General features: G+C 69.0%; 16 protein-coding genes and 1 pseudogene. 10 read left to right on the top strand and 7 right to left on the bottom strand.

Annotated features, from left to right (window positions below):
- Window positions 1-165 precede the first annotated feature (165 nt).
- From OG844_RS41080 to OG844_RS41070, 3 genes and pseudogenes are all read right to left on the bottom strand, one after another.
- Window positions 166-1,017, bottom strand: coding sequence for a LysR substrate-binding domain-containing protein (locus tag OG844_RS41080; protein WP_406396370.1), 852 nt, complete (start codon window positions 1,015-1,017; stop codon window positions 166-168).
- Window positions 1,018-1,119: 102 nt separating this feature from the next.
- Window positions 1,120-1,721 (bottom strand): annotated as a pseudogene (locus OG844_RS41075) (maleylpyruvate isomerase N-terminal domain-containing protein); the annotation flags it as partial.
- A 366-nt stretch (window positions 1,722-2,087) separates the two neighbouring features.
- Complete coding sequence (locus OG844_RS41070) at window positions 2,088-2,480, bottom strand: STAS domain-containing protein (protein WP_406388245.1); 393 nt, start codon at window positions 2,478-2,480, stop codon at window positions 2,088-2,090.
- Window positions 2,481-2,794: 314 nt separating this feature from the next.
- Between OG844_RS41070 and OG844_RS41065 the strand changes: the two genes are divergently transcribed.
- The gene (locus tag OG844_RS41065) at window positions 2,795-3,292 is read left to right on the top strand and encodes a MarR family winged helix-turn-helix transcriptional regulator (protein ID WP_406396004.1); all 498 of its coding nucleotides are present in this window, start codon (window positions 2,795-2,797) and stop codon (window positions 3,290-3,292) included.
- Between the two features lie 37 nt (window positions 3,293-3,329).
- Here the strand turns inward: OG844_RS41065 and OG844_RS41060 are convergent, their stop codons facing one another.
- The gene (locus tag OG844_RS41060; protein ID WP_406388247.1) at window positions 3,330-4,517 is read right to left on the bottom strand and encodes a PP2C family protein-serine/threonine phosphatase; all 1,188 of its coding nucleotides are present in this window, start codon (window positions 4,515-4,517) and stop codon (window positions 3,330-3,332) included.
- 291 nt (window positions 4,518-4,808) lie between these two features.
- Here OG844_RS41060 and OG844_RS41055 point away from each other — a divergent pair, with 291 nt between their 5' ends.
- The 4 genes from OG844_RS41055 (at window position 4,809) to OG844_RS41040 (ending at window position 10,195) form a co-directional block, all read left to right on the top strand.
- Window positions 4,809-5,666: a SigB/SigF/SigG family RNA polymerase sigma factor gene (locus OG844_RS41055; RefSeq protein ID WP_406388248.1), complete on the top strand. Its 858-nt coding sequence runs from the start codon at window positions 4,809-4,811 to the stop codon at window positions 5,664-5,666.
- Window positions 5,667-6,470: 804 nt separating this feature from the next.
- A complete protein-coding gene (locus OG844_RS41050; RefSeq protein WP_406388250.1) occupies window positions 6,471-7,883 on the top strand; it encodes a family 2B encapsulin nanocompartment shell protein in 1,413 nt (470 codons plus the stop codon).
- A gap of 109 nt (window positions 7,884-7,992) precedes the next feature.
- Window positions 7,993-9,303, top strand: coding sequence for a family 2 encapsulin nanocompartment cargo protein terpene cyclase (locus tag OG844_RS41045; protein WP_406388252.1), 1,311 nt, complete (start codon window positions 7,993-7,995; stop codon window positions 9,301-9,303).
- A gap of 16 nt (window positions 9,304-9,319) precedes the next feature.
- Window positions 9,320-10,195, top strand: coding sequence for a geranyl diphosphate 2-C-methyltransferase (locus tag OG844_RS41040; protein ID WP_406388253.1), 876 nt, complete (start codon window positions 9,320-9,322; stop codon window positions 10,193-10,195).
- A gap of 91 nt (window positions 10,196-10,286) precedes the next feature.
- On the opposite strand, the gene OG844_RS41035 is transcribed toward OG844_RS41040, so the two are convergent.
- Window positions 10,287-12,248 (bottom strand): acyl-CoA dehydrogenase, encoded by a 1,962-nt coding sequence (locus OG844_RS41035; protein WP_406388255.1) that lies wholly within the window; start codon window positions 12,246-12,248, stop codon window positions 10,287-10,289.
- Window positions 12,249-12,440: 192 nt separating this feature from the next.
- Between OG844_RS41035 and OG844_RS41030 the strand changes: the two genes are divergently transcribed.
- Window positions 12,441-12,866 (top strand): VOC family protein, encoded by a 426-nt coding sequence (locus OG844_RS41030; protein ID WP_406388257.1) that lies wholly within the window; start codon window positions 12,441-12,443, stop codon window positions 12,864-12,866.
- 143 nt (window positions 12,867-13,009) lie between these two features.
- On the opposite strand, the gene OG844_RS41025 is transcribed toward OG844_RS41030, so the two are convergent.
- Together OG844_RS41025 and OG844_RS41020 are read right to left on the bottom strand one after the other, a co-directional pair.
- On the bottom strand, window positions 13,010-15,244 hold the full coding sequence (locus OG844_RS41025; protein WP_406388258.1) for a serine/threonine-protein kinase: 2,235 nt from the start codon (window positions 15,242-15,244) through the stop codon (window positions 13,010-13,012).
- 202 nt (window positions 15,245-15,446) lie between these two features.
- The gene (locus OG844_RS41020; RefSeq protein WP_406388260.1) at window positions 15,447-16,184 is read right to left on the bottom strand and encodes a DUF4232 domain-containing protein; all 738 of its coding nucleotides are present in this window, start codon (window positions 16,182-16,184) and stop codon (window positions 15,447-15,449) included.
- Between the two features lie 300 nt (window positions 16,185-16,484).
- Here OG844_RS41020 and OG844_RS41015 point away from each other — a divergent pair, with 300 nt between their 5' ends.
- From OG844_RS41015 to OG844_RS41000, 4 genes are all read left to right on the top strand, one after another.
- The gene (locus tag OG844_RS41015; RefSeq protein ID WP_406388262.1) at window positions 16,485-17,993 is read left to right on the top strand and encodes a DUF4246 domain-containing protein; all 1,509 of its coding nucleotides are present in this window, start codon (window positions 16,485-16,487) and stop codon (window positions 17,991-17,993) included.
- A 245-nt stretch (window positions 17,994-18,238) separates the two neighbouring features.
- On the top strand, window positions 18,239-18,892 hold the full coding sequence (locus OG844_RS41010; RefSeq protein ID WP_406388264.1) for a hypothetical protein: 654 nt from the start codon (window positions 18,239-18,241) through the stop codon (window positions 18,890-18,892).
- Between the two features lie 350 nt (window positions 18,893-19,242).
- Window positions 19,243-20,505 (top strand): DUF6357 family protein, encoded by a 1,263-nt coding sequence (locus tag OG844_RS41005; RefSeq protein WP_406388265.1) that lies wholly within the window; start codon window positions 19,243-19,245, stop codon window positions 20,503-20,505.
- Between the two features lie 252 nt (window positions 20,506-20,757).
- Complete coding sequence (locus OG844_RS41000) at window positions 20,758-21,249, top strand: hypothetical protein (RefSeq protein WP_406388266.1); 492 nt, start codon at window positions 20,758-20,760, stop codon at window positions 21,247-21,249.
- The last annotated feature ends 62 nt before the right edge of the window (window positions 21,250-21,311 follow it).

Here is a 21,311-nt window from a genome sequence, read left to right as displayed (position 1 = left end):
GGGGGGACGATCGGGGACGCCGGCAGGGGGAAGGCAGGCCACCCGCCGGAAACTCGCGTGCATTGCCTAGGATTTTGAGTGATCCGGTCAATATTTTGCGGTGCCGAGGTGACAGGTTTCTAGCAGGTCACACTTTTGTCAACGGTCCTCACACCGGCACCACCCTCACGCCCGCCAACTGCGCAGCTCAGCGCCACCAACCGGATCGCAAAGGATCAGGAGTGACCAGCGAAGCCCTCTCCGACGCACCACGGCCTTCGCCGTTCCTTGGCGGCGCAACCGCCAGTTGCCGGTCAGCACAGTCCGGTCGGAGGCGACGTGGCGCAGGTCCGCAGCTTCAACGCCGCCGGCACCGGGGCCGCGGGCAGTGCAATGTGTACGCTCCGGTGCGGGGGGGCCGAGCCGACACAGGACGAGTCCGGCCGGGACCGCGTGGGTCGCCGACGAGGGGACCAGGGCGATCCCCGGTCCGGCGGCGGCACTCCGCGATCCTGATGACCTTCCTGGGCTTGAAGCCCGCCCGTGCCCACGCGCCAGCGAGCATGGCGGGGCTGTCCGAGGGCGCGTCCTGGAGCCAGACCTCGTCGCACAGATAGCGCAGCTCGACGGTCCCGGCTCCCGCCAGGGAATGGCCGTGGTGGAGCGACGAGCAACTCGTCCCCGGGAGAGCCGTCGTCGTGACACCCCCGGCCGGCGGAAGACCGGACGGAGTTCACTGACCACGGCGAGATCGAGATCCCTCTCCGTGAGCTGCCGCATCAGGGTGCCGCTCCGCCCCTCGACCGCGGTGACCTCCACGTCCGGCCCGTCCCGCTTGAACTCGCGCAGGGCCGCGCGCACCAGGGAGATGGTGGCGGTGGCGAACGCACCGATGCGCAGGATTCCGCCGCGGCCCGCGTGCAGCGCGGCGCGTTCGTGTTCCGCCCTGGACCCGGAACAAGCCTTCGGACCGAGCCACCACGGCCTGGCTGCGCCCGTTCTCCCGGAGGCATTCCCTCGACCTTGACGGTGGCGCATCGTCAGGTCCTCCCCCTCCGGCTCCCAGGCGCGGAGCAGGTCGATGAGACCTGCGTCTCCGTCGATCCGCAGGGAGTCCGCCGGGATGCGGTCGTACATGAACAGGACCAGCTCACCGGCCGTGCCGCGGCCGGAGACTCCGGCCGCTTCCTGACCCTCGTCGGCAGCGGTGGCGGGCGGCGTTCCGGGGACGGGGAGACGCGTGGAGCGTGCGCCGTCGCCGTCGGCCGTCAGGCGCCAGGAGTGGCCCTCGGTGGCGTGGAAGCCGAAGGCAGTGGGCTTGTGCGGCCAGGCGCCGGGAGTTGCGCAGCAGGTGGACAGGAATTCGTCGACACCCTCGAGTGCCACCTCGTCCGGCAGCGGCTGCGGGTCACCCGCGGTGACCTGCGCGTCGTAGGTGTGCACCGCGATCTCCTGGAGCTGGTGCCGGGCGACGGCGCCGCAGGTCCTCGGCGACTGCGCCGTGCCCCACCACGTCCAGCAACCACGGTCCGGGCCGGCCTCCCGCAGTTCGTCCAGGAGCTCCTGCGTCGATGCGGCCAGCCAGGCCGGCAGGGCCTCGCGCTCCCGAGGTGGGACCGGGCCTTCCCTGCGGACTTCATCAAGGCGGCAGGGCCTGCCGCGACGGTGGCGGCCCAGGAGCGACACCCCTCGCCCAGGTGCCGCACCAGGTCGAACAGCGTCCACCCGGGGCAGGTCGGCACCTGCACGTCGAGGCTGGGCGCGGAAGCGACGGCGGCGCGGAAGGCCGGCCGTTCGTCGATCAGCCGCAGCAGACCGGGGGACTCCAGATTCTTCCCCACTCCGGATGCCTGACACTGCGCTCCGGCAACCGGACAGCGATTTCCGCTGACAACACGCCTGCCGTGGAACGCCGTTGCACTCCCGGACCCGAGGTCCAGCCTTCGTGGGCCTGGTGGTCCCGGCGGCCCCGTACCGGCTGCTGGCGCGCCGCGAGGCGCCGCAGGCAACGGATGGGCCCCGCGAGTCCTGCCCGCTCCGCAGCAGGCCTGAACTGATGAGATCGAGCCCCGCCCGGCAGTCCCTGGCCTGGGCTTCGTCGTGCCCGTCTAGAGGGGTTCCTGCTGCTCCGGCGTACCCCCGGGCATCGTGATGTGTGTCAGCACCTCGGCCGTGGTGGGTAGTGCGGGTATCAGGTCGCCGACACCCGTGACGCCCAGCAGCCTCGTCAGGTGGGGCGGTGCGGCGGCCAACGACAGGGACCCGTGCCGGTCCTTCGCGTACCGGAGGATGGCGATCATCGCGTTGAGACCGGAGGAATCGCAGAACTCCACGGGCGCCAGGTCCAGGACCAGGTGTGGCCTGCCCTGCCTGATCAGCTCCATGGCCCGGGTCCGCAAGGCCGGCGCACTGTCCACATCGATCTCTCCGGCAACCGTGAGGACGGCGATCGAGTCCGCCGGATACCTGACAGTGAGGATGAGGGTCTGGCTGTGCGTCATGGGTGTCAGTACTCCAGGCCGGGAGCGGGTCGCCGTCACGGCGGGAGCGGCGTGGCCCGCTCGAAGATCACGCATCAGATGTCGACTGCCGAACCGTACCCCATGACAACTGTTGTCGTACGGAAACCCATCGAGCCTCCGTCGCGACCCGGGGAACCTGTGGCGGACGGGGGTAGGATATTCGGGGCCGTGCATGTGTGTCCCGGAACCTCGGTCCTGGCTCTCCGTACGAGCGCAGCGGATGCCCGGCTCGATTGCTCGGTCCGGTGGCCAGACGGACGAGTGAGGCGATGCCGGATCGGAGTGTCATCAATATGGGCCTGAGCCCCGAACCCGACCATCGGTCGCGGGATGTGGCCCGTGAGGGTTCCGAGTTCGTCGAACTCCTCGAAGTCCTCTGGGAGCACGGACGCGAAGCCGTGCCGACAGGCCCGGTCTCCCCTTCCCAGCTCCGCGTGCTGTACACGCTGGACCGGGAGGAGGGCATCAATCTGCGGATGCTCGCCGATGCCCTGGGATCGGCCTCCCCCTCGGTCAGCAGGCTGTGCGACCGCTTGCAGGCCACGGGGTTCGTGGAGCGCACCCCCAGCCCGGTGAGCCGCCGGGAACTGGAGCTCCGGCTGACCAGTCTCGGCAAGGCGTATCTGGTCGACCTGCGCATGCGCAGGGAGGAGGTGCTGATGTCCACGATCGACGCGATGCCGGCCAAGGCACGGCGTTCGCTCCTCGAAGGGCTCAGGGCCTTCCGCGGCGCGGCTGCGTCCTCGGGGCAGGACAGCGACGGGGCGAGACCCTTGCGGTCGACCGGATAGAAGCCGGCCGACCGCACGGCCGCCTGATCGGCCACGGTCACACGAACGTGCCACCGGTGGAGGACTGCCGTCCGAACCAGTCCAGGCAGACCACCAGGGCATCGTCCTCCAGCGGTGTCGCGCCCCGGTAGTCCCGCAGATCGCGGAGAACCGCGAGAGGCACCTGCTCGGAAGGCAGGAAGCGGTGCGCGGACAGTGCCCGTGCGAGGGCACGCTGCCCGTAGTGCTCCCCCGCCGCCGACGCGCTGTCGTAGACACCGTCACTACCGATCAGCAGCCGGTCGCCCGGCTCCACGCGAAGGCGCTCCGCGACGTACTCCGTCTCTTCGAACATGCCCAGCGGGAGCTGCGCGTCGAAGTCGAAGGATTCGACGCCGCGTCCCCTCAGCCGCCACATGCGGGGGGAGCCGGCGTCCACGGCCTCCACCTCGCCCGTGGCCAGGTCGAAACGGAGCAGCAGGACCGACGCGTGCAGGGCGCCCCGGTGCTGGGCGTAGACGGCCTGGTCGGCAAGGCTGGCCTGGCCGGAAAGGTCGAGGCCGGCGCGGCGGGCGTTGCGCAGCGCGTTCACTACGAGATTGGTCAGCAGGGCCGCCTCCATCCCCTTGCCCATACCGTTGGTGACGGTGAGGGTGAGGTGATGGGCCGACACCGACCAGTCGAAGTTGTCGCCGAAGATCGCGTACGCGGGCTCCAGGTGGGCACCCAGCGAGAATTCGGGGCGGGACACGGAGCGGCCGGGCAGCAGCTGCCACTGCATCTCCGCGGCCAGGGTCAGCCGTGTGGCGCGGCGGGCGAGGAGATAGAGGTCGGTGTCCCGTTCGGCTACGAGGATCTCGTGGCCGAGCGCTTCGCAGATCTGCTGCATCTCCGCGAGGCACTCGCGGGACCAGCCGCCCTCCCGCGCCGTGACGCTGAGGACACCGAGCCGGTCTCCCCGGACGGTCACCGGCAGGTGCGCCGTCGCCGGACCCGGCGTGGTCCGGGGCTCCACGTACGCCTCCTGGGCGCCGAATGCCCGCCCTTGCGGGCTGTCATGTATGGGCACCGGCTCGGCGAGAGGCGCCTCGGACACCACTTGGAGCGTGGTCACGCCGTAGTCGGCGAGCCGCAACTCCACGCTCTGTACGTCGTACTGCTCCCGCAGAGTCGTCGTGACGACGTCGAGGAGCTGATGAGGTGCGGCCTTGCGCAGCTCTCGCTCGACGGCAGCGAATCTGTCCACGTGATCCTGTTTCTCGTCGTGCTGCGCCGAAGCCCCGGACCGTCCGTGGGCCTCGGCCGTCAGCCTCCAGCGTACGGGGCCTGTACCCGATCCAGCGCGGCGCGCCCAGGGGGGTCGCACCGGTGATCGGCGCTGCTCATCTTACGATGCCCAGAGACAACTGTTTCCGCACAGCAAGAAAATTCGCGTCACCGCGCATGGTCCTCCCGAGGCGGGGCAAGGGCTCGTCAGGAAGCGAGCTCGTTCCAGGGAGGGTGACAAGAAGTGATTGCTGAACAGACTGCCGGGCTCATGCCGACTGACGTGACGTCGGCTTCGGAGGCTTCGCCGGAGCGTGTCGGTGAGCTGCCCTGGATCGAGGACGCGGGCAAGGTGGCCCCGAAGGACGCGCGCGCCCTGTCGACGCTGTTCTTCGAGCAGCTGCAGGTCCTGGAGGAGGGCACGCGCGAGTACCAGTACGCGCGCAACACCCTCATCGAGATGAACATCTCCCTGGTCAGGTTCGCCGCGCGCCGCTTCCGCAACCGGGGCAGCGGTGAGATGGAGGACATCACCCAGGTCGGAACCATCGGACTCATCAAGGCCATCGACCGGTTCGAGCTCTCCCGTGAGGTCGAGTTCACCACCTTCGCCGTCCCCTACATCATCGGCGAGATCAAGCGCTTCTTCCGTGACACCACCTGGGCCGTCCACGTCCCCCGACGGCTGCAGGAACTCCGCGTGGATCTGGCCAAGGCGAAGGACGAACTCGCCACCCACCTGGACCGTGACCCGACGGCGAAGGAACTGGCCGAACACATGGACCTCACCGAGGACGAGGTCATCGAGGGCATCATCGCGTCGAACGGCTACACCGCGGGCTCCCTGGACCTGCCGACCGACTCCGGGGAAACGCCGGGCTCGGCGTCCCGCACGTTCGCCGACATCCTGGGTGAGCCCGACTCCGCCATGGAGACCGTGGAGAACCTGCACGCCTTGGCCCCGCTCCTGGAGGAGCTCGACGACCGCGAGCGACGCATCATCGAGATGCGCTTCGGCCAGGAGATGACGCAGTCGCAGATAGGCGCCGAACTCGACGTCTCCCAGATGCACGTCTCCCGCCTCCTCACACGCACCCTCGGCAAGCTCCGCGCCGGCATGCTGGCCTGAATACGCCCGCACCCGGAACCTTCGGGACACCGGCGGGCCGTCGTCCGCGCGATGAAGCGGCCTTCCGGCCCGGCACCGATCGGGCTGGGCCCGCCGCCCGGGACGCATCGGTGACCCCACCACGTCCCTGCCCGGCAGGTACCGCCCGTGGATCCGGCACAGTCCCACGCCGGACCGACGGCCACCCCCCGTCGGTCGCCGTGTGCGGCGCGGCGCGCAGCCCGCCCCGCGCCGCACACGGAAGACCGATGACTCTCGGTTCGCACGGCGCCTGAGCCCGCGGCGGCGCGCCTCCCCGACGATGACGACCGGCACCGGCCACCCCTTTCGCCTCAAGTCCGCGAAGATGCCTCGTCGGTGCGTTTCCCCAGCTGTTCCCTGGCCCGAATCCGGGCCTTGTCGCGTTTCTGGCCTCGTGTCGGTGAGGCCGGTCGTGACTCATGCGGAAACGGTCGCGTCAGCGGGCGGTCGACCCGTCGGGCCCGACAGCCCGCAACTCTCTTGGCGTACGGCACTTCCGCCGCCGTCGGCCCGTCGGTCCCACACCGCTGAATCCGAGCCGGCCGATCCCTGGGACGCGCCATCAGCCTCGGCTGAATACAGCCGGTACCCGGACAAACATCGTGCGGACGCGATCATCGTATCGAGCGAATGTCAGCAACTTCCCTTGGTTCAGGGGGCGAAGCGGCCGTTAAGGTTCCTCTGGGTCTGGACGGATTCCCGTTCATATACCGCTTTTCCCTCCTGTTGCCCGGTGGTGTCCGCTTACGCGCGCCACCGCCCTGACCAAGGAGACCTTGCCCGATGACCACTGACTCGACCACGGAAGCGCAAGTGGAGTTGCCCCGGCAGTCCAGCCTGAGCACGGCGGCTGCCCGCAACCTCGCCACCACGACCAAGTCCGCCCCGCAGATGCAGGAGATCACCTCTCGCTGGCTCCTGCGCATGCTCCCCTGGGTGGAGACCCAGGGCGGGGCCTACCGGGTGAACCGTCGGCTGACGTACACCGTCGGCGACGGGAGCGTGGAGTTCATCCAGGACGGCGCCGACGTCCGGGTGATTCCCCGTGAGCTCGGTGAACTGGCCCTGCTGCGCGGCTTCGACGACGTCGAGGTACTGGCAGCCGTCGCGGACAGGTGCGTCCAACGCGACTTCCGCACCGGCGAGACGCTCGTGGAGCGCGGGACACCCGCGGACCAGCTCCACCTGATCGCCCACGGACGCATCAGCCGGACCTCGGTCGGCAAGTACGGCGACGATGCCGCTCTGGACGTACTCGCCGATGGCGACCGGTTCGGGGAGCACGCCCTGCTCGAGGAGGACGCCCGGTGGGAGCACACCGCCACCGCCGAGACCTCGGGCACGCTGCTCACCCTGTCACGCGCCGACTTCCGCGCCGTGCTGTCCACGGCGCCGAGCCTCCGAGCCCACCTCGAAGAGTTCTCCTCGCTGTCCAGCCAACGGCAGAACCACCGCGGCGAGGCGGAGATCGCGATGTCGGCCGGCCACAGCGGCGAAACCGAGCTGCCCGGCGCGTTCGTCGACTACGAACTGAAACCGCGCGAGTACGAACTCTCGGTCGCCCAGACCATTCTGCGGATCCACACGAGGGTCGCCGACCTCTACAACGGGCCGATGAACCAGACGAAGGAGCAACTCAGGCTCACCATCGAGGCGTTGCGTGAGCGCCAGGAGCACGAGCTGATCAACAACCGGGAGTTCGGCCTGCTCCACAACGCGGACTTCAAGCAGCGCATCCAGACGCACTCCGGTCCCCCGACTCCGGACGACATGGACGAACTGCTGTGCCGGCGCCGCGGCACCAAGTTCTTCCTCGCGCACCCTCGGACGATCGCGGCGATCGGGCGCGGGTTCAACGCGCGTGGGGTCTATCCGGACCATGTCGACCTCGGGGGCCAGCAGGTCCCGGCCTGGCGCGGGGTCCCGATCCTCCCCTGCAACAAGATCCCCGTCACCAAGGAGAGGACCAGCTCGATCCTCGCCATGCGTACCGGCGAGGAGAACCAGGGCGTCATCGGTCTGCACCAGACCGGGCTCCCGGACGAGTACGAACCGGGTCTGTCGGTCCGCTTCATGGGCCTCGACGAGAAGGCGATCACGTCCTACCTCGTCAGCACCTACTACTCCGCCGCCATCCTCGTGCCGGACGCGGTCGGCGTGCTGGAGAACGTGCAGATCGCCCACTGGCCCAAGTAGCGGGCCCGGCCCGAAAAGGCCTGGTGCGACACCCCCAACCCCTCTCGGGGCGGTCGCGCATGCCCCGGAGGGCCTCGGGACAGCCGCCCACCCCACGAAGGAGCCACGGATGTCAGAGCCTGAGCTGCCACCACCACAGTCCCACCTGCAAGAGGCCGCTTCCCGCTTCGGGGCGCACGTACTCGCTTCCGCCGCGGCCCGCGCCTTCGACATCGACACCGCGACCGGCGGGCCGCCCTGCGCTCCGGCCTCGCCCGCCCCGCCTGCGCCGGCCTCGCCCGCCCTGACTCCCCTCGACACCCCGGCGATGGAGGTGCCCGCACCGGGCGCCGACCTGGCACGCATCCTGCGTGGCCCCAGCGGTCTGGGCACAGCGGGCCTGCGCCTGATCCTGCGGGAAAGGCCACCGACGTCTTCGGAGCCGCCGACGGACACAGCGGAGGGCACGCCGGTCCCGGGCCTCTACTACCACCCGGTGCCCGAGCCCGACCCGGTGCGGGTCGAAGAAGTCAGCCGAAGGATCAAGTCCTGGGCGTTGGACGAGGTCAGCCTGTATCCCGAGGACTGGGAGGAGGAGTTCGACGGCTTTTCGGTGGGCCGCTACATGGTCGGCTGCCATCCGGACGCGCCCACCGTCGACCACCTGATGGTCGCCACACGCTTGATGGTGGCCGAGAACGCCGTGGACGACTGCTACTGCGAGGACCACGGGGGCTCTCCCGTCGGCCTGGGCGAACGTCTTCTGCTGGCGCACACCGCCCTCGACCCCCTGCACACGACCGAGGAGTACCAGCCGCAGTGGGCGAAGTCGCTCCACGCGGACGCACCCCGGCGCGCCTACCGCTCCGCCATGGAGTACTTCGTCCGAGCTGCCAGCCCTTCCCAGGCGGACCGGTTACGGCACGACATGGCCCGGCTGCACCTGGGGTACCTCGCCGAAGCGGCCTGGGCGCAGTTGGACCACGTACCGGAGGTGTGGGAGTACCTGGCCATGCGCCAGTTCAACAACTTCCGTCCCTGTCCGACCATCACCGACACCGTCGGCGGCTACGAACTGCCGGCGGACCTGCACGCCCAGGCCGCGATGCAGAAGGTCATCGCCCTCGCGGGGAACGCGACGACCATCGTGAACGACCTGTACTCGTACACCAAGGAACTCGACGCTCCGGGCCGGCACCTGAACCTGCCCGTCGTGATCGCCGAACGTGAGGGCCTCTCCGAACGGGACGCCTATCTGAAGTCGGTCGAGGTCCACAACGACCTCATGCACGACTTCGAACGAGAAGCCTCCGCCCTGGCCGAGGCCTGCCCCGCCCCCGACGTGCAGCGCTTCCTCCGGGGCGTGGCCACCTGGGTCGACGGCAACCACCACTGGCACCGGTCCAACACCTACCGCTACAGCCTGCCCGATTTCTGGTAAGAGAATGGAATCATCTGTGACCCACACCGAACTCGCCACCGCGTCCCTCCACATCCCCCGCCCGTCGACGCCCTACCAGGGGGACATCGCCCGCTACTGGGACGGGGAGGCCAGGCCCGTGAACCTGCGTCTCGGCGATGTCGACGGCCTCTACCACCATCACTACGGCATCGGCGACGTGGACCACGCCGCACTCGGTGACTCCACGGACAGCGAGAGCGAGAAGAAACTCATCGCCGAGCTCCACCGACTGGAGTCCGCCCAGGCGGAGTTCCTTCTGGGGCATCTCGGTGACATCGGCGAGGACGACACCCTGGTGGACGCCGGCTGTGGCCGCGGCGGTTCGATGGTGATGGCGCACCAGCGCTTCGGGTGCGAGGTCGAAGGTGTCACGCTGTCGGCCAAGCAAGCCGACTTCGCCAACCGTCGTGCCCGAGAACTCCGTGTCCAGGACCACGTCCGCGCCCGCGTCTGCAACATGCTCGCCACTCCGTTCGAGACCGGGTCGGCCGCGGCCTCGTGGAACAACGAGTCGAGCATGTACGTCGACCTGCACGACCTCTTCGCCGAACACTCCCGCATCCTCGAGGTCGGCGGCCGCTACGTGACCATCACCGGCTGCTGGAACCCGCGGTACGGGCAGCCCTCGAAGTGGGTCTCGCAGATCAACGCGCACTTCGAGTGCAACATCCACTCGCGCCGGGAGTACCTGCGCGCCATGGCCGACAATCGCCTCGTGCCACAGGCCGTCATCGATCTCACCCCCGACACCCTGCCCTACTGGGAGCTACGGGCCACGTCTTCGCTGGTCACGGGAATCGAGGACGCGTTCATCAACTCCTACAGGGACGGGTCCTTCCAGTACCTCCTCATCGCAGCCGACCGCATCTGACCGCCTGCTGACCGGAGGGCCCGCCCCCGGTGGAACGGGCCCTCTCCGTGCCACAGCCACGCGCCCCACTGCGGCTCGGCACGGCGCCCGGTCAGCCCACCAGGTCCGGCGCGCGCAGCATTTCCGACGGGATGCCCCAGGCGTCGACGAAGTCGACCGCGAGGGGCCGGACCTTGCGGCAGAGGTCGTTCACCTCACGGCTGATCGCCTTGGAACGCTGGACGGTCAGCCTGCCGTGCTCCATGAACCAGGCCCGGTCCGCCTCGATCGTCGACAGGGCGAACAGGTCGCACAGCAAGCCCAGCGCGACCTTGTTGCCGCTCTTCGGCAACGCACGCACCTGGTCGACGAACGCTTCCAGCACCAGCCGCTCCACGTGTGCGTGGGCGACCGCGATGACGTGGTCCTGGACCTGCGAGAAGACGGCTCCGGGGTTGCGCTTCTGGTCGATCCCGCGCTTGAGCCTGCGGGCGACGCCGGCGAGCATGTGCTCCTCTCGGTAGCGGAGCATGGCGAGCTGGTATTCCGAGTCTCGCAGCCCGGCTTCCTGGTCCCACTCGTCTCCGCCGGGCAGCAGATCGCGTACCCGCTCGAGCAGCTTGTGGGCCGAAGTCTTCTCGATGACCGTCTCGACGGCGAGGTTGGTGACGTGGCGTACCATGCCGAGCTGGTCGAGGTCCTCGAACTCGCTCGCGTAATGGGTGAGCAGGCCTTTGGCCACGAGTTGCAGCAGGACGTGGTTGTCGCCCTCGAAGGTGGTGAAGATGTCGCTGTCGCTCTTGAGGGCGGCGAACCGGTTCACGGTGAGGTAACCGGCGCCGCCGCACGCCTCGCGGCACTCCTGGATGACCCGGGTGGCGTGCCAGGTGCCGAGCGCCTTGGTGCCCGCGGCCCGTGACTCCAGCCGGCGCCGCGCGTGCGCGTCGTCCTCGATGCCGGAGAAGACGTCGTGCAGCTGCGTGCGCACGACGTCCTGCGCGAAGTGCAACGCGTACGTGCGCGCGACGAGCGGCAGCAGACGACGCTGGTGCAGACCGTAGTCGAGGAGCAGTTGCTCCTCCGCGTCCGGGGACGCCTCGAACTGCCGGCGCCGCACGGCGTACTTGGTGGCGATCGCGAGGGCGACCTTGGCCGCGTTGACCCCGGCGCCGCCGACGCTGACCCGTCCCTGGACCAGTGTGCCGAGCATGGTGAAGAAGCGCCGGTCGGGGTTCTCGATCGAGCTTTCGTAGACGCCGTCGGCGGTGACGTCGGCGAACCGGTTGAGCAGCGCCTCACGCGGCACCCGCACGCCGTCGAACCAGATGCGGCCGTTGTCCACGCCGTTGAGGCCCATCTTTCGGCCGTCGTCCTCGATCCGGACACCGGGGGCCACCTCGCCGCCGACCCGGACCGGCACGACGAACGCGTGCACCCCCTCGGGCTTCCCGCCCACCTCCAGCTGGGCGAAGACGACCGCCAGCTCCGCGTGGCGGGCCGCATTGCCGATGTAGTCCTTGCGCGCCTGGTCGCCGTCCGTGGTGATGACGAACTCCTGGCGGGCGGCGTCGTACCTCGCGTGGGTGCCGAGCGCCTGGACATTGGAGCCGTGCCCGGTCTCGGTCATCGCGAAGCACCCCATCAGCCGCCCGGTGATCAGGTCCGGCAGATGGGCGTCGTGGTGGCGTTCGGTGCCCAGGTGCAGGATCGCGCCACCGAAGAGTCCGAACTGCACGCCGACCTTCACCAGCACCGAAAGGTCACCGAAGGCAAGGGTCTCGAAAGCGGCGATCGAGGCTCCGATGTCGCCGCCCCCTCCGTACTTGCTCGGGAAACCCATACCGGTCTGTCCCGTCGCGGCCATCTCGACCACGAGCTCACGAACCCGCTCGCGAAACGCGTCGACGCCGAGCTCGTCGGCCTCCTCGAGAACGGAGGCATGCGTCACCAGGTTGCTCCGGACCAGGCCGCGGATCTCGGCGTACTCGCCGTCGAGCACCTCGGCCAGGGCCCGGACGTCGACCTCGGGCTGCACGTATCCGCTCGCAGCAGTGGATGTGTTGTCAGTGGCCATGCCATCTCGCTACCCCGCGCGGGGACGATCAAGCGGTCGACCGGCGCTCGCAGGGCCGTACGGGGGAAGCGCGGCGAGGTGACCGAGCAGATGCGTTCCACGCCCCGGCCGGGTGCTGTGGGCCAGTGCGGTTGCTCGACACGCTGGGGCTCACGCGCGGCAGCTGACTGCGGCGCCAGGCACAGTGGAGGCATGACCACGGACAACAGGAACATTCTCGCCCGGGGGCGCGTGGCGACCCGGCTGCCCGCCCAGGACCTGGACCGGGCACGGCGCTTCTACGCCGAGCAGCTCGGGCTGGAGCCCGTCGACGAACGGCCCGGTGGACTGCTGTACCGGTGTGGAGACACCGAGTTCGCCCTGTTCGAGTCGACAGGAGCCTCGCCCGGAACTTTCACCCAGATGGGGTGGCAGGTCGACGACGTGGAGACGATCGTGGCGGAACTCAAGCAACGCGGCGTGATGTTCGAGGAGGTCGACGTGCCCGGTCTCCGGACGAAGGACGGGATCGCCGATATCGACGGGAACTACCCGAGCAAGGGCGCACGGGGAGAGCGCGCCGCCTGGTTCCGCGACAGCGAGGGCAACCTGCTGGGCATCGGCGAGCCGGTCGCCTGAACGGCGCACATCGTGGTCCGGCCGGCGTCCGTGCAGCCGGTCGCCGCGGTGCGCAACCTCCAGGTGGCGCAGCAGATCAGCGGGTGAGCCGGTGAGATCCTGGGCCCCGCAAGGAAGGCGGCCGGCGTCCGGTGCCGCCGGGGTCAGCTCGGCTTCGGCGGCTTCTGTGCGTCGAAGGCGAAGAGAGTGTTCCTGGCCGCGGCCACGATCACCGCACGTCCAGCGACGGTCACACGCGGGCCTGCGCCCTGCTCACCCGTCAGACCGTCGGCCTGCGGATCCGTTGTCCACAGCGCTCTGCCGTCGTGCGGGGACAGTGCGACGACCCGACCGGTGGCCGAGCTGAAGTACAGCGCGTCGGCTCCTGCCGCGGGACCCGACGCGCCCTCCACGCCCGTCTGCCGCGACCACTTCTTCCGGCCGGTCGCGGGGTCGAGCGCCGTGACGAGACCGGTGTGCCCGCTCACGTACACGGTGCCGTCCGCCATGCCGGGCGTCCCCGCGTACGTCTGGGCCAGTCGGGAGTACGTGACCTTCCGCGAGGCCGGGTCAACCCGCGCCACCCCGTCGTAACCGGTCAGCGCCGGTCCCTCCAGGTGCTCCTGAAGGAGTACGAGCCTGCCGTCGGCGCCGCCCACCGGCACGGCGGGACCGTCGACCGCGATAGGCCTGCCCAGGGTCCCCGAGGCGCGGTCGACCGTGGACAGGGTCGGGTGGCGCACCTCCAAGGCATCCACCTCCGCATCCGTCGCGCACATGGCGAAGAGCCGTGGGCCCGCCGGGACGGGAGCGCACTGCGTTCCCGCGGGGAACGACGTCGTCCAGGTGACCTCACCGCTGTGCGCGTCCCGGGCCTCGAAGCGGGAGTTGGAAGCGTCGACCGTCACGACGGCGGAGCCGATCACGACGGCGTCCTGGGTCCGGCCCGTGACGGCGGTCGACTGGGCGCCGGACGGTACGGACCACAGCTCCCTGCCGTTGTCGGCGTCGATGGCCACCACCTCGCTGGGAGGGTCCTGCGGGGCGTCCTGGGCGGCGAAGCGGTAACCGAGCGCCGTGTCGTCGGTGGCGCCCACCAGGTGCATGCCCTGGACGGGGACGCCCGGGCTCTTCGCCGTCCACACCCGCGAGCCGTCCATGGTCCTGATACGGGTGGCGACGACACCGCCGCCCCCGCAGAACAGCGCCTCGCCGCGCGCGACGCAACGCAGCTCGTCGGGGATGTCTTCGCTGCCACCCTGCACGGTCCTGCGCCACGGCTCGAAGCCGTCCGGCAGTGCAGCACCCGGCACCGCGACGCTGTTGCCCTTGTCACCGCCGCTGTTGCCCCCGGAGCCGCCCGCCTTCAGCGCCGCGACTCCCCCGCCGATCGCTGCCACGGCGACCGCGGCCGCGAGCACAGGACGCCACCGGCGGCGCAGACGGTGGCCGATGGGGGTGCCGGTGCTCCCTGGACCGGCCTCGGCGGTGGCCGGGGCATTCGGCTCCGGGGTGGCCCGCGTCGCGTGATGCTGGGTGATCATGTCGCGGGTGCGGCCCGCGCCGAGCCCGCTCACCTCGGTACCGCCGAGGTCGGACGGCAAATCCCGCAACAGCACGAGGAGTTCGTCCGCCGAGGGGCGCCCCTCGGGCTCCTTGTCCAGGCACGGCTCGATGACCGCACGCAGAGCCGCCGGTACCGCACCCAGCGACGGCTCCTCGTGCACCACCTGATACGCCGTCAAATACGGGCTGTCCGCGTCGAAGGGCCCATGTCCCGTTGCCGCGTACACCAGCAGCGTCCCCAGCGAGAAGACATCGGACCGCGGCCCCACACCGCGCGGCGCCTGCAACTGCTCCGGCGACATGAAGGGCGGCGTACCGATGACCCGCCCGGTCATCGTCAGCGTCTGCTGGTCCACGGCGCGCGAAATGCCGAAGTCGATGACGCGCGGGCCCTCGGGCGAGAGCACGACGTTCGAGGGCTTCAGGTCACGGTGGACGACCCCCACCCGGTGGATGTCGCGCAGTGCCTCCGCCAGCCCGATGGCGAGCCTCCTCAGCTCCGCTCCGTTCAGCGGACCCTCCGCGGCGATGCGCTGGGCGAGCGTGTGCCCCTCGATGTAGGTCGTCGCCATCCACGGCTGCTCGGCCTCGGGGGCGGCGTCGACCACGGCGGCGGTGAACGCTCCACTCACCCGCCTCGCGGCAGCAACCTCCTGCCGGAAGCGGATGCGGAACTCGTCGTCCCCCGCGTACTGCTGATGGATGAGCTTGATCGCGACGGGTCGCCCCGAACTCGTACGGGCCAGAAAGACCGTGCCCATGCCACCCGAGCCGAGCCGCGCCTCAAGTGGATAACCGCCGATCTCGGCTGGATCTCCTTCGCGCAGCGACACCCTTCCCGACCTCCCGTCCCCCGTGCACCTGTGCCACCACGGGCCCGCGTACCTGTCCTGCACCCAAACTAGTCGCAGTGCAGTACGGCAGAGCAAAGCGGGTGACGAACAGCGAGCGCAGGGCTGCTCCCGTGCCGCTCACGACGTTCCGCCGTGGGAGAACCATGCCCCGGCAGTGGGGGCATGGGTCGCCCGCCCGGGGTCAGAGCTGGTTGATCGCGCGCATCGCCAGGCCCTCGGTGCCGGCCCAGCCGTTCACCCGCGCCGCGTCGTCGTAGGAGACGGAGGGGAGGCCGTCGGGCAGGTCGAAGATGAGCGTGCCGTTGAGTTCGGTGCCCTCACCGGCGACCAGGGTGGCGGTGAACCGGTCGGCCTGGTCGTACGCCGCCTCGCCGCCCTCGTCGTTGCCGAAGACGTACAGGCCTGCGTACGCCGCGCCGTCTCCTTCGACGACGACGGGCTCGGTGTCAGGCTCTCCGAGCGTCTCGACGGTGGAGGCGTCGTTGCCTGCCCCGAGTCGCACCAGCGGTGCCTCGTTCAGGACGCAGGGCTTCTTGTTGCCGTTGGTGACGGTCAGCAGGAAGTGGCGGGGGGTCTCCCCGGACGGGTCCTGCAACTCGACCGCGGTGGTGAGGTCGGTGACCTTGCAGTCCTGGTAGTCGGTGCCGTTGCCTCCGCCGGTCTCGCCGCTGTCCCCGGTCGCGTCACCGGCCGAGCCACCACTGCCGGTTTCGGTGGCGGTGCCGGTGTCGCCCGATGCCTCGGGACTCTTCGACGCGCTCTCCCCGGCCGACGCGGAGGCCGACGGGGCGGCGTTGTCCTCACCCCCGGAGGCCTGGCAGGCGGTGGCCCCCAGCAGCGCCGCGACCGCCACCACCCCCAAGAGGGTGCCGCGCAGGCCCTGACGTAGCGATCCGACTCTCACTGTCTTCGCGTGCATGCTGTGTTCCACTCCCCCGAGACCGGCCCCCGGGACCGGTCGATGTCTCAAGCTCTGCACAGCCATTCTGGGTTGCCGCCCATCGGTCGGTCGCCCCGGATCCGGGTCTGTTACAGCCCTCGTACGAACTGATGCCTTGGCGTGACGATGACGCCGGCGGCACGGCGGCCGCGGTCCGCAGCCCGCAGAAGGGGGTCATAGCTGACTCCCGGACCGGCGGCGAGAGGGACTACAGCTGCGGTGTCAGTCTGCTGACGTATCCTTCCGGCCACCGCACACCGACTCGGAGGATCAAGAGAATTGACCGGCCTGTCTGCTTTCCCGCTGCCCTTTCGTGCTTCCCGTTCCATAGCGTTCGCAACACCCCGAACACTGCGGGAACTTCAGATGATGCAGTGCAGCTCACACATTCGGGCGAAGCCGGGGTGGTTCGACAAGATGAACGATGCCGACATCGTCGCCAGGTGGACGCAGGAAGCGGTCGCCCAAGGGCTCACCGAAGCGCAGGTTCGTTACGTGCTCGCCGAACTCGTGCATTACGCCGCGCTGCGGGACGGACGAACCGGCATCGAGGTGTCCGCCGTCGACGGGGTGTGGCAGTCGGACACGCTGGTCGACGACACGCTCGGATCCCGGCTGCGCGAGGCGGTCCGGGTTCTGGAGCAGGTCCCCGAAGCGGAAAAGGACTGGCATCCCGGGTCCGACGGCCAGGTACTGGATCTGGTCCATCCCTCACTGTTCTGCCTGGTGAAAGAGGTGAGCGACGCACCCGAGCGGGCTTGGCAGAACGAGACGGGCCGCTACTCGACATACGAACTCTCGGAGAAATTCCAGTGGTTGCCCACGGACGTCGACGTCACTGATGACGGCGATATCACCTTCCGTTCGTACGTCAACAACGTCCACCCCGAGACTCATCACGAACTGGCTTCCGTCCTACCGGACTTGTTCTCGTGCATGCGCCCTCTGCTGGAGAACGTGCTCACCGATCTGCGCCATCCCCGGCCCCTGCGGATCGAGGCCGATCCCTACGGGTGGTACGACTCGGAGCCTGAGCATCCGGACACATCAGACTACAGCGATGATGGGGCCTACGCGGAAGCCCTCCGTGCTTGGGAGGAGGCCGAGGACGACTGGTGGGAAAACCGCCGCCCGGTCATCCCGGACGCCCCGGCCTTCACTCCGCCCGAGTTGCCCGGTGCATCCGCCCGAGTCGACCTGCGAGGCCACCGCCTCCAGGTCATCGTCAAGCTCGCCACCATTCACCTCACCCCGGACAAGCCCGAGTACCCGGGCGGTTCCTGGCATGTCGAGGGGATGCTGAACGAGCGGATCGTCTCGACCGGCATCTACTACTGGGACAGTGAGAACATCACCGAAAGCCGGCTGAGCTTCCGGGCGGCACTCGACGACCCGAACTACGAACAGAACGACGACAACGGTCTGCGTGAGGTCTACGGCCTGGAGGACGAAGACGCACTGAACCAGACGCTGGGATCGGCATCGACCCCAGCGGGCCGCTGCCTGGCGTTCCCGAACATCCTGCAGCACCGCGTCGGCTCATTCCACCTGACGGACCCAACCCGCCCGGGACATCGCAAAATTCTCGCGTTCTTCCTGGTCGACCCGTCGGAGAAGATCGTCTCGACATCCGATGTGCCACCGCAGCAACCATGGTCCGAAACCTCGACCATGACGCTTGAACAGGCCAATGAATTTCGGGAACAACTCATGCGGGAACGCAAGTTCTTCGTCGACGAGCACAACGAGCAGCTCTACGAGCGAGAATTCTCCCTCTGCGAGCACTGAACCAAGGCAGAGGGCGCGGGAGGGGACCCGGGGGCAAGTCCTGCGGCGCCCGCCCCTGTGCCCTCTCGAACTGCGCGCGCGGTGATGGGGTACCGAGCGTGCCGAACAGACTACCGGCGCGCGGGGCTGTGGCTCCGGTGGCCGCCGGCTCTTCCGGCAATTCGTCGGCGATGAACGGCAGGTCCGTCTGCCTGCTCTGATGCGACTACGCTGGCGGAGGTATCACACGTGAAGGAAGGACACAAATGGCTCGCCCTTACAACCCCGGACCGAAACAGTTCGTCTTCGCTGTCGGTGACGGCAACTCCCAGCAGGTCTCCGTAGGCGACCCTCAGGAAGCGTACGTAGCATTCTCCGCGTTCTTCCGGAATCGAGATGCTGATACCTACACCATCGAAGATGCACCTGCGAGCCAAAGCTTGGTGCTCATGCCCGGTCAAGGTGTGATCGCACGGATCGATGTGGCGGATCAGCCTCGGTCTGAATACCTCAAGGTCGATAGGGCCAATCGCTACCTGCCGAGCGCGATGCTGTTTTTCGAGAACGGATATGCCGGCCTCGACTACTTCGGCCAGTGGTTCTCGGACCTCGCGGACCTCGACGCGTCACCGGAGACTCGCGGCGCTACCCGCGCCGCCACGATCACGACCGAAGCCGCGGCAATCGAAGAAGTCGCTCGGATCTGGGGAAATTCGGGCATCGTAGACCCGAGCAACCAGTACTACGTCTTCTTCGACTCGCATGATGTCAGCGATGACCGAGCTGAACGAGCCGAACTGCTCAAGTTGATCGAATTCCTCGGTGTCGAACGAGTCGACGCCCCGGCCGAGGCCGCCGATGGCGAAGTCTGGGTGCGCACCGACACGCGCCTCGACGTCGAATTTGAACGGTGGTCATGAACAGATTTGGTTCGGGATGGGGCTGCAACATCGCCGTGATGCCCGCCGTGGGCCAAGGCCAACCGTGTCCAGCCGGTGCCGTTCGGAAATGACTCGCCTACGCGTCGACCACTGACTGCTGTATTCCTCTGGTGATGGGTAGGCGGCGATTTCCATCTGGTCGCATCCTGTCGAGATCGGTGCCGGATCGAAGTTGCTCTGCACCGGAACTCGGTGGAGTTCAGGTTCGACGTCTGACTCGACCATGACGGGCCTGCTCGCTCCGGGCGGCGTGGGATGACACGAAAGCGGCCGGTCAGGTCGGTGCAGGCAGGACTCGCCAGTCTCTTCTGATGGGGAAGACTGAGTCCATGAGAGACATAGTTTTCACGCGCAGGAGCGGCTGGATCCCGAACGTGATCCGCGAGGCCGGTGAGCTGAAGCTGATGCTCGGTGCCGGGGCCGACGCCAACCATGAGCCTCGCACGTTCACGTTCTCGATCGGGGAAGCCCATCTTGCGGTGATCCGGGAGGACCTGGCCAGACACCTGCTGCTGTGGAGTGCGGTCCTTCCGCTGTGCGACGACGCCGGAACCCGGGGCCGGCTCGAAGAGAACGCTGCCGTCGCGCTCCTGGACCCGATCCTCCTCTCCGCGCCCGCGGACGTCGACGCGCTCTTCCAACGCATCCGGTGGGACAGGGGTCGGCTCATCGCCCATGGGGCTGACATCGATCTGCTCGAGCGCGGTCAGGTCTGCGCGGCGATGCGCGCGGCGACAGAGACGTCCAACGGGAAACGAGCTCAGGAGTACCACGCGGACCGCCGCCGCGCCGAGCGCGGAACAGTACTCGGTCCACTCGACGCCGCGATACTGAGGTACACGGGCCAGTACCTGCACGGCGCGACGGTTCCGAAGCGGATGCCCGATACCGTCGACCCCGTGCTGCTGCCGGAGGTCATGCGTGTGATCGCCACCGCGGAGCGGGCATGCGCCGGGATGCGGATCGGCCGCGATCCGCGACGGGGCAAGCGCGCCACGGACAAGCGCGACTGGGATCGGATGGCGACGGCGGTCGACGCGGCCGTGCGCCGTGCACACCCTGAGCTCGTCGATGACGCGGTGCGTACCGTGAGCTTCCTGATGTGCTCGGAGGCTGCGGACCACTCCAGGAGCACCCCCATGGAGGACGACGAGGAGGCTTCCGGCGACCGCGCCGACTTCGGCGAGAGTGCGAGGAAGACGATCCTGTCGTTCACCGACGACAAGGGCGTCGACAAGAAGTGGATCCAGGACGATCCCCGCACTGCCACCGCGGAGTTCTGGGAGTTCGTCGGCGATCGCTCTGCCGCGGACAACGAAGTGTTCACCATCGAGGACGAGGAGATGGGCGAAGGGATCCAGCTCCACTTCTACGCGGATTCCATCGCCCGGATCACGACGGTGCACGAGGGTGAAGGCGAGTCGGATCCGGAGTACCGGGTCGAGTACAGCCTGGTCGACGGGATCAGCGGGTACCGGAACCTGGTGAGCACCTTCGTCCGCGGCGGCTGCGCCGCACTCGAGCAGCACGGCTCTTGGATGTCGGATGCCGCCGAGTTCGAGCGCGCGCGCCGGCGGCGCGACGCCAAGTAGTCGCCGATGCTTGCCCTCACGATGCGGCGACAGACGGCTCCCATGCCAGGGCTTTCAAGGAGGACTCCCACACGGGCGGTGGTGAACAGTCGGAGCCGGGTCCGTTTCGGTGCCCAGCGGCGGGTAGCACCGGTCCACCGCCGGCAGACTTGTCGCGAGTAGCTCGGCTGTGCGACGCCGTGGCCGCCGCCCGCAGCGCCCCGTGCGCCGCCACCTCGTAGGCCGCCGCACCCCGGACGCCACGCTTATGCGGTGGCGCCCGCTGCGGCCGACCTTGCCGACCCCGCGCGCTGGAGCTACGCGTCCCCCACCGACCCGGGCAGCCGTGCGTACGGGCTGCACTGGGCCGCCGTATGGCTGGAAGGGCGCGCGCTCGGCGAGGAGGCCGACGGCGACCTGTTCACCGCGGTCCGGCCACTGCTCGCCGACAAGATCGCCGCGACCACCCGCCGCGCCCGCGTCGAGCGGGCCCTCGGCCGTGACGGGCAGCCCACCGCGCTCGACCGGCGGTGCCCGTACTGCCGTGGGCCGCTCACCGCGTACACCCGGGCGGCTCCTGTCATGGTGAGGAGGAGCGGAAGGTCGTCACGGTGTCCGTGGCCGGCGTCGTACCCGGAGATGCCGACGGCACGGCAGCCGTGGCCGTCCCGTTCGGGCAGGCGTCGGCGCCAGTTGGACGGTGGGCCGGATGTCGGGGTGGGCGAGCACGCGAAGGGCCCCGGCGCTTTCGCGCCGAGGCCCTGATGAGAGGGGTGCGCCGATCCGGAACGGCGCACCGCAGGCTGGGTTTCGGCGGTCCGCCGTCC

Source organism: Streptomyces sp. NBC_00887, from assembly GCF_045207585.1.
The sequence above is the reverse complement of the archived record's forward strand: the minus strand, read 5'-3'. Positions and strand labels throughout refer to the sequence as shown.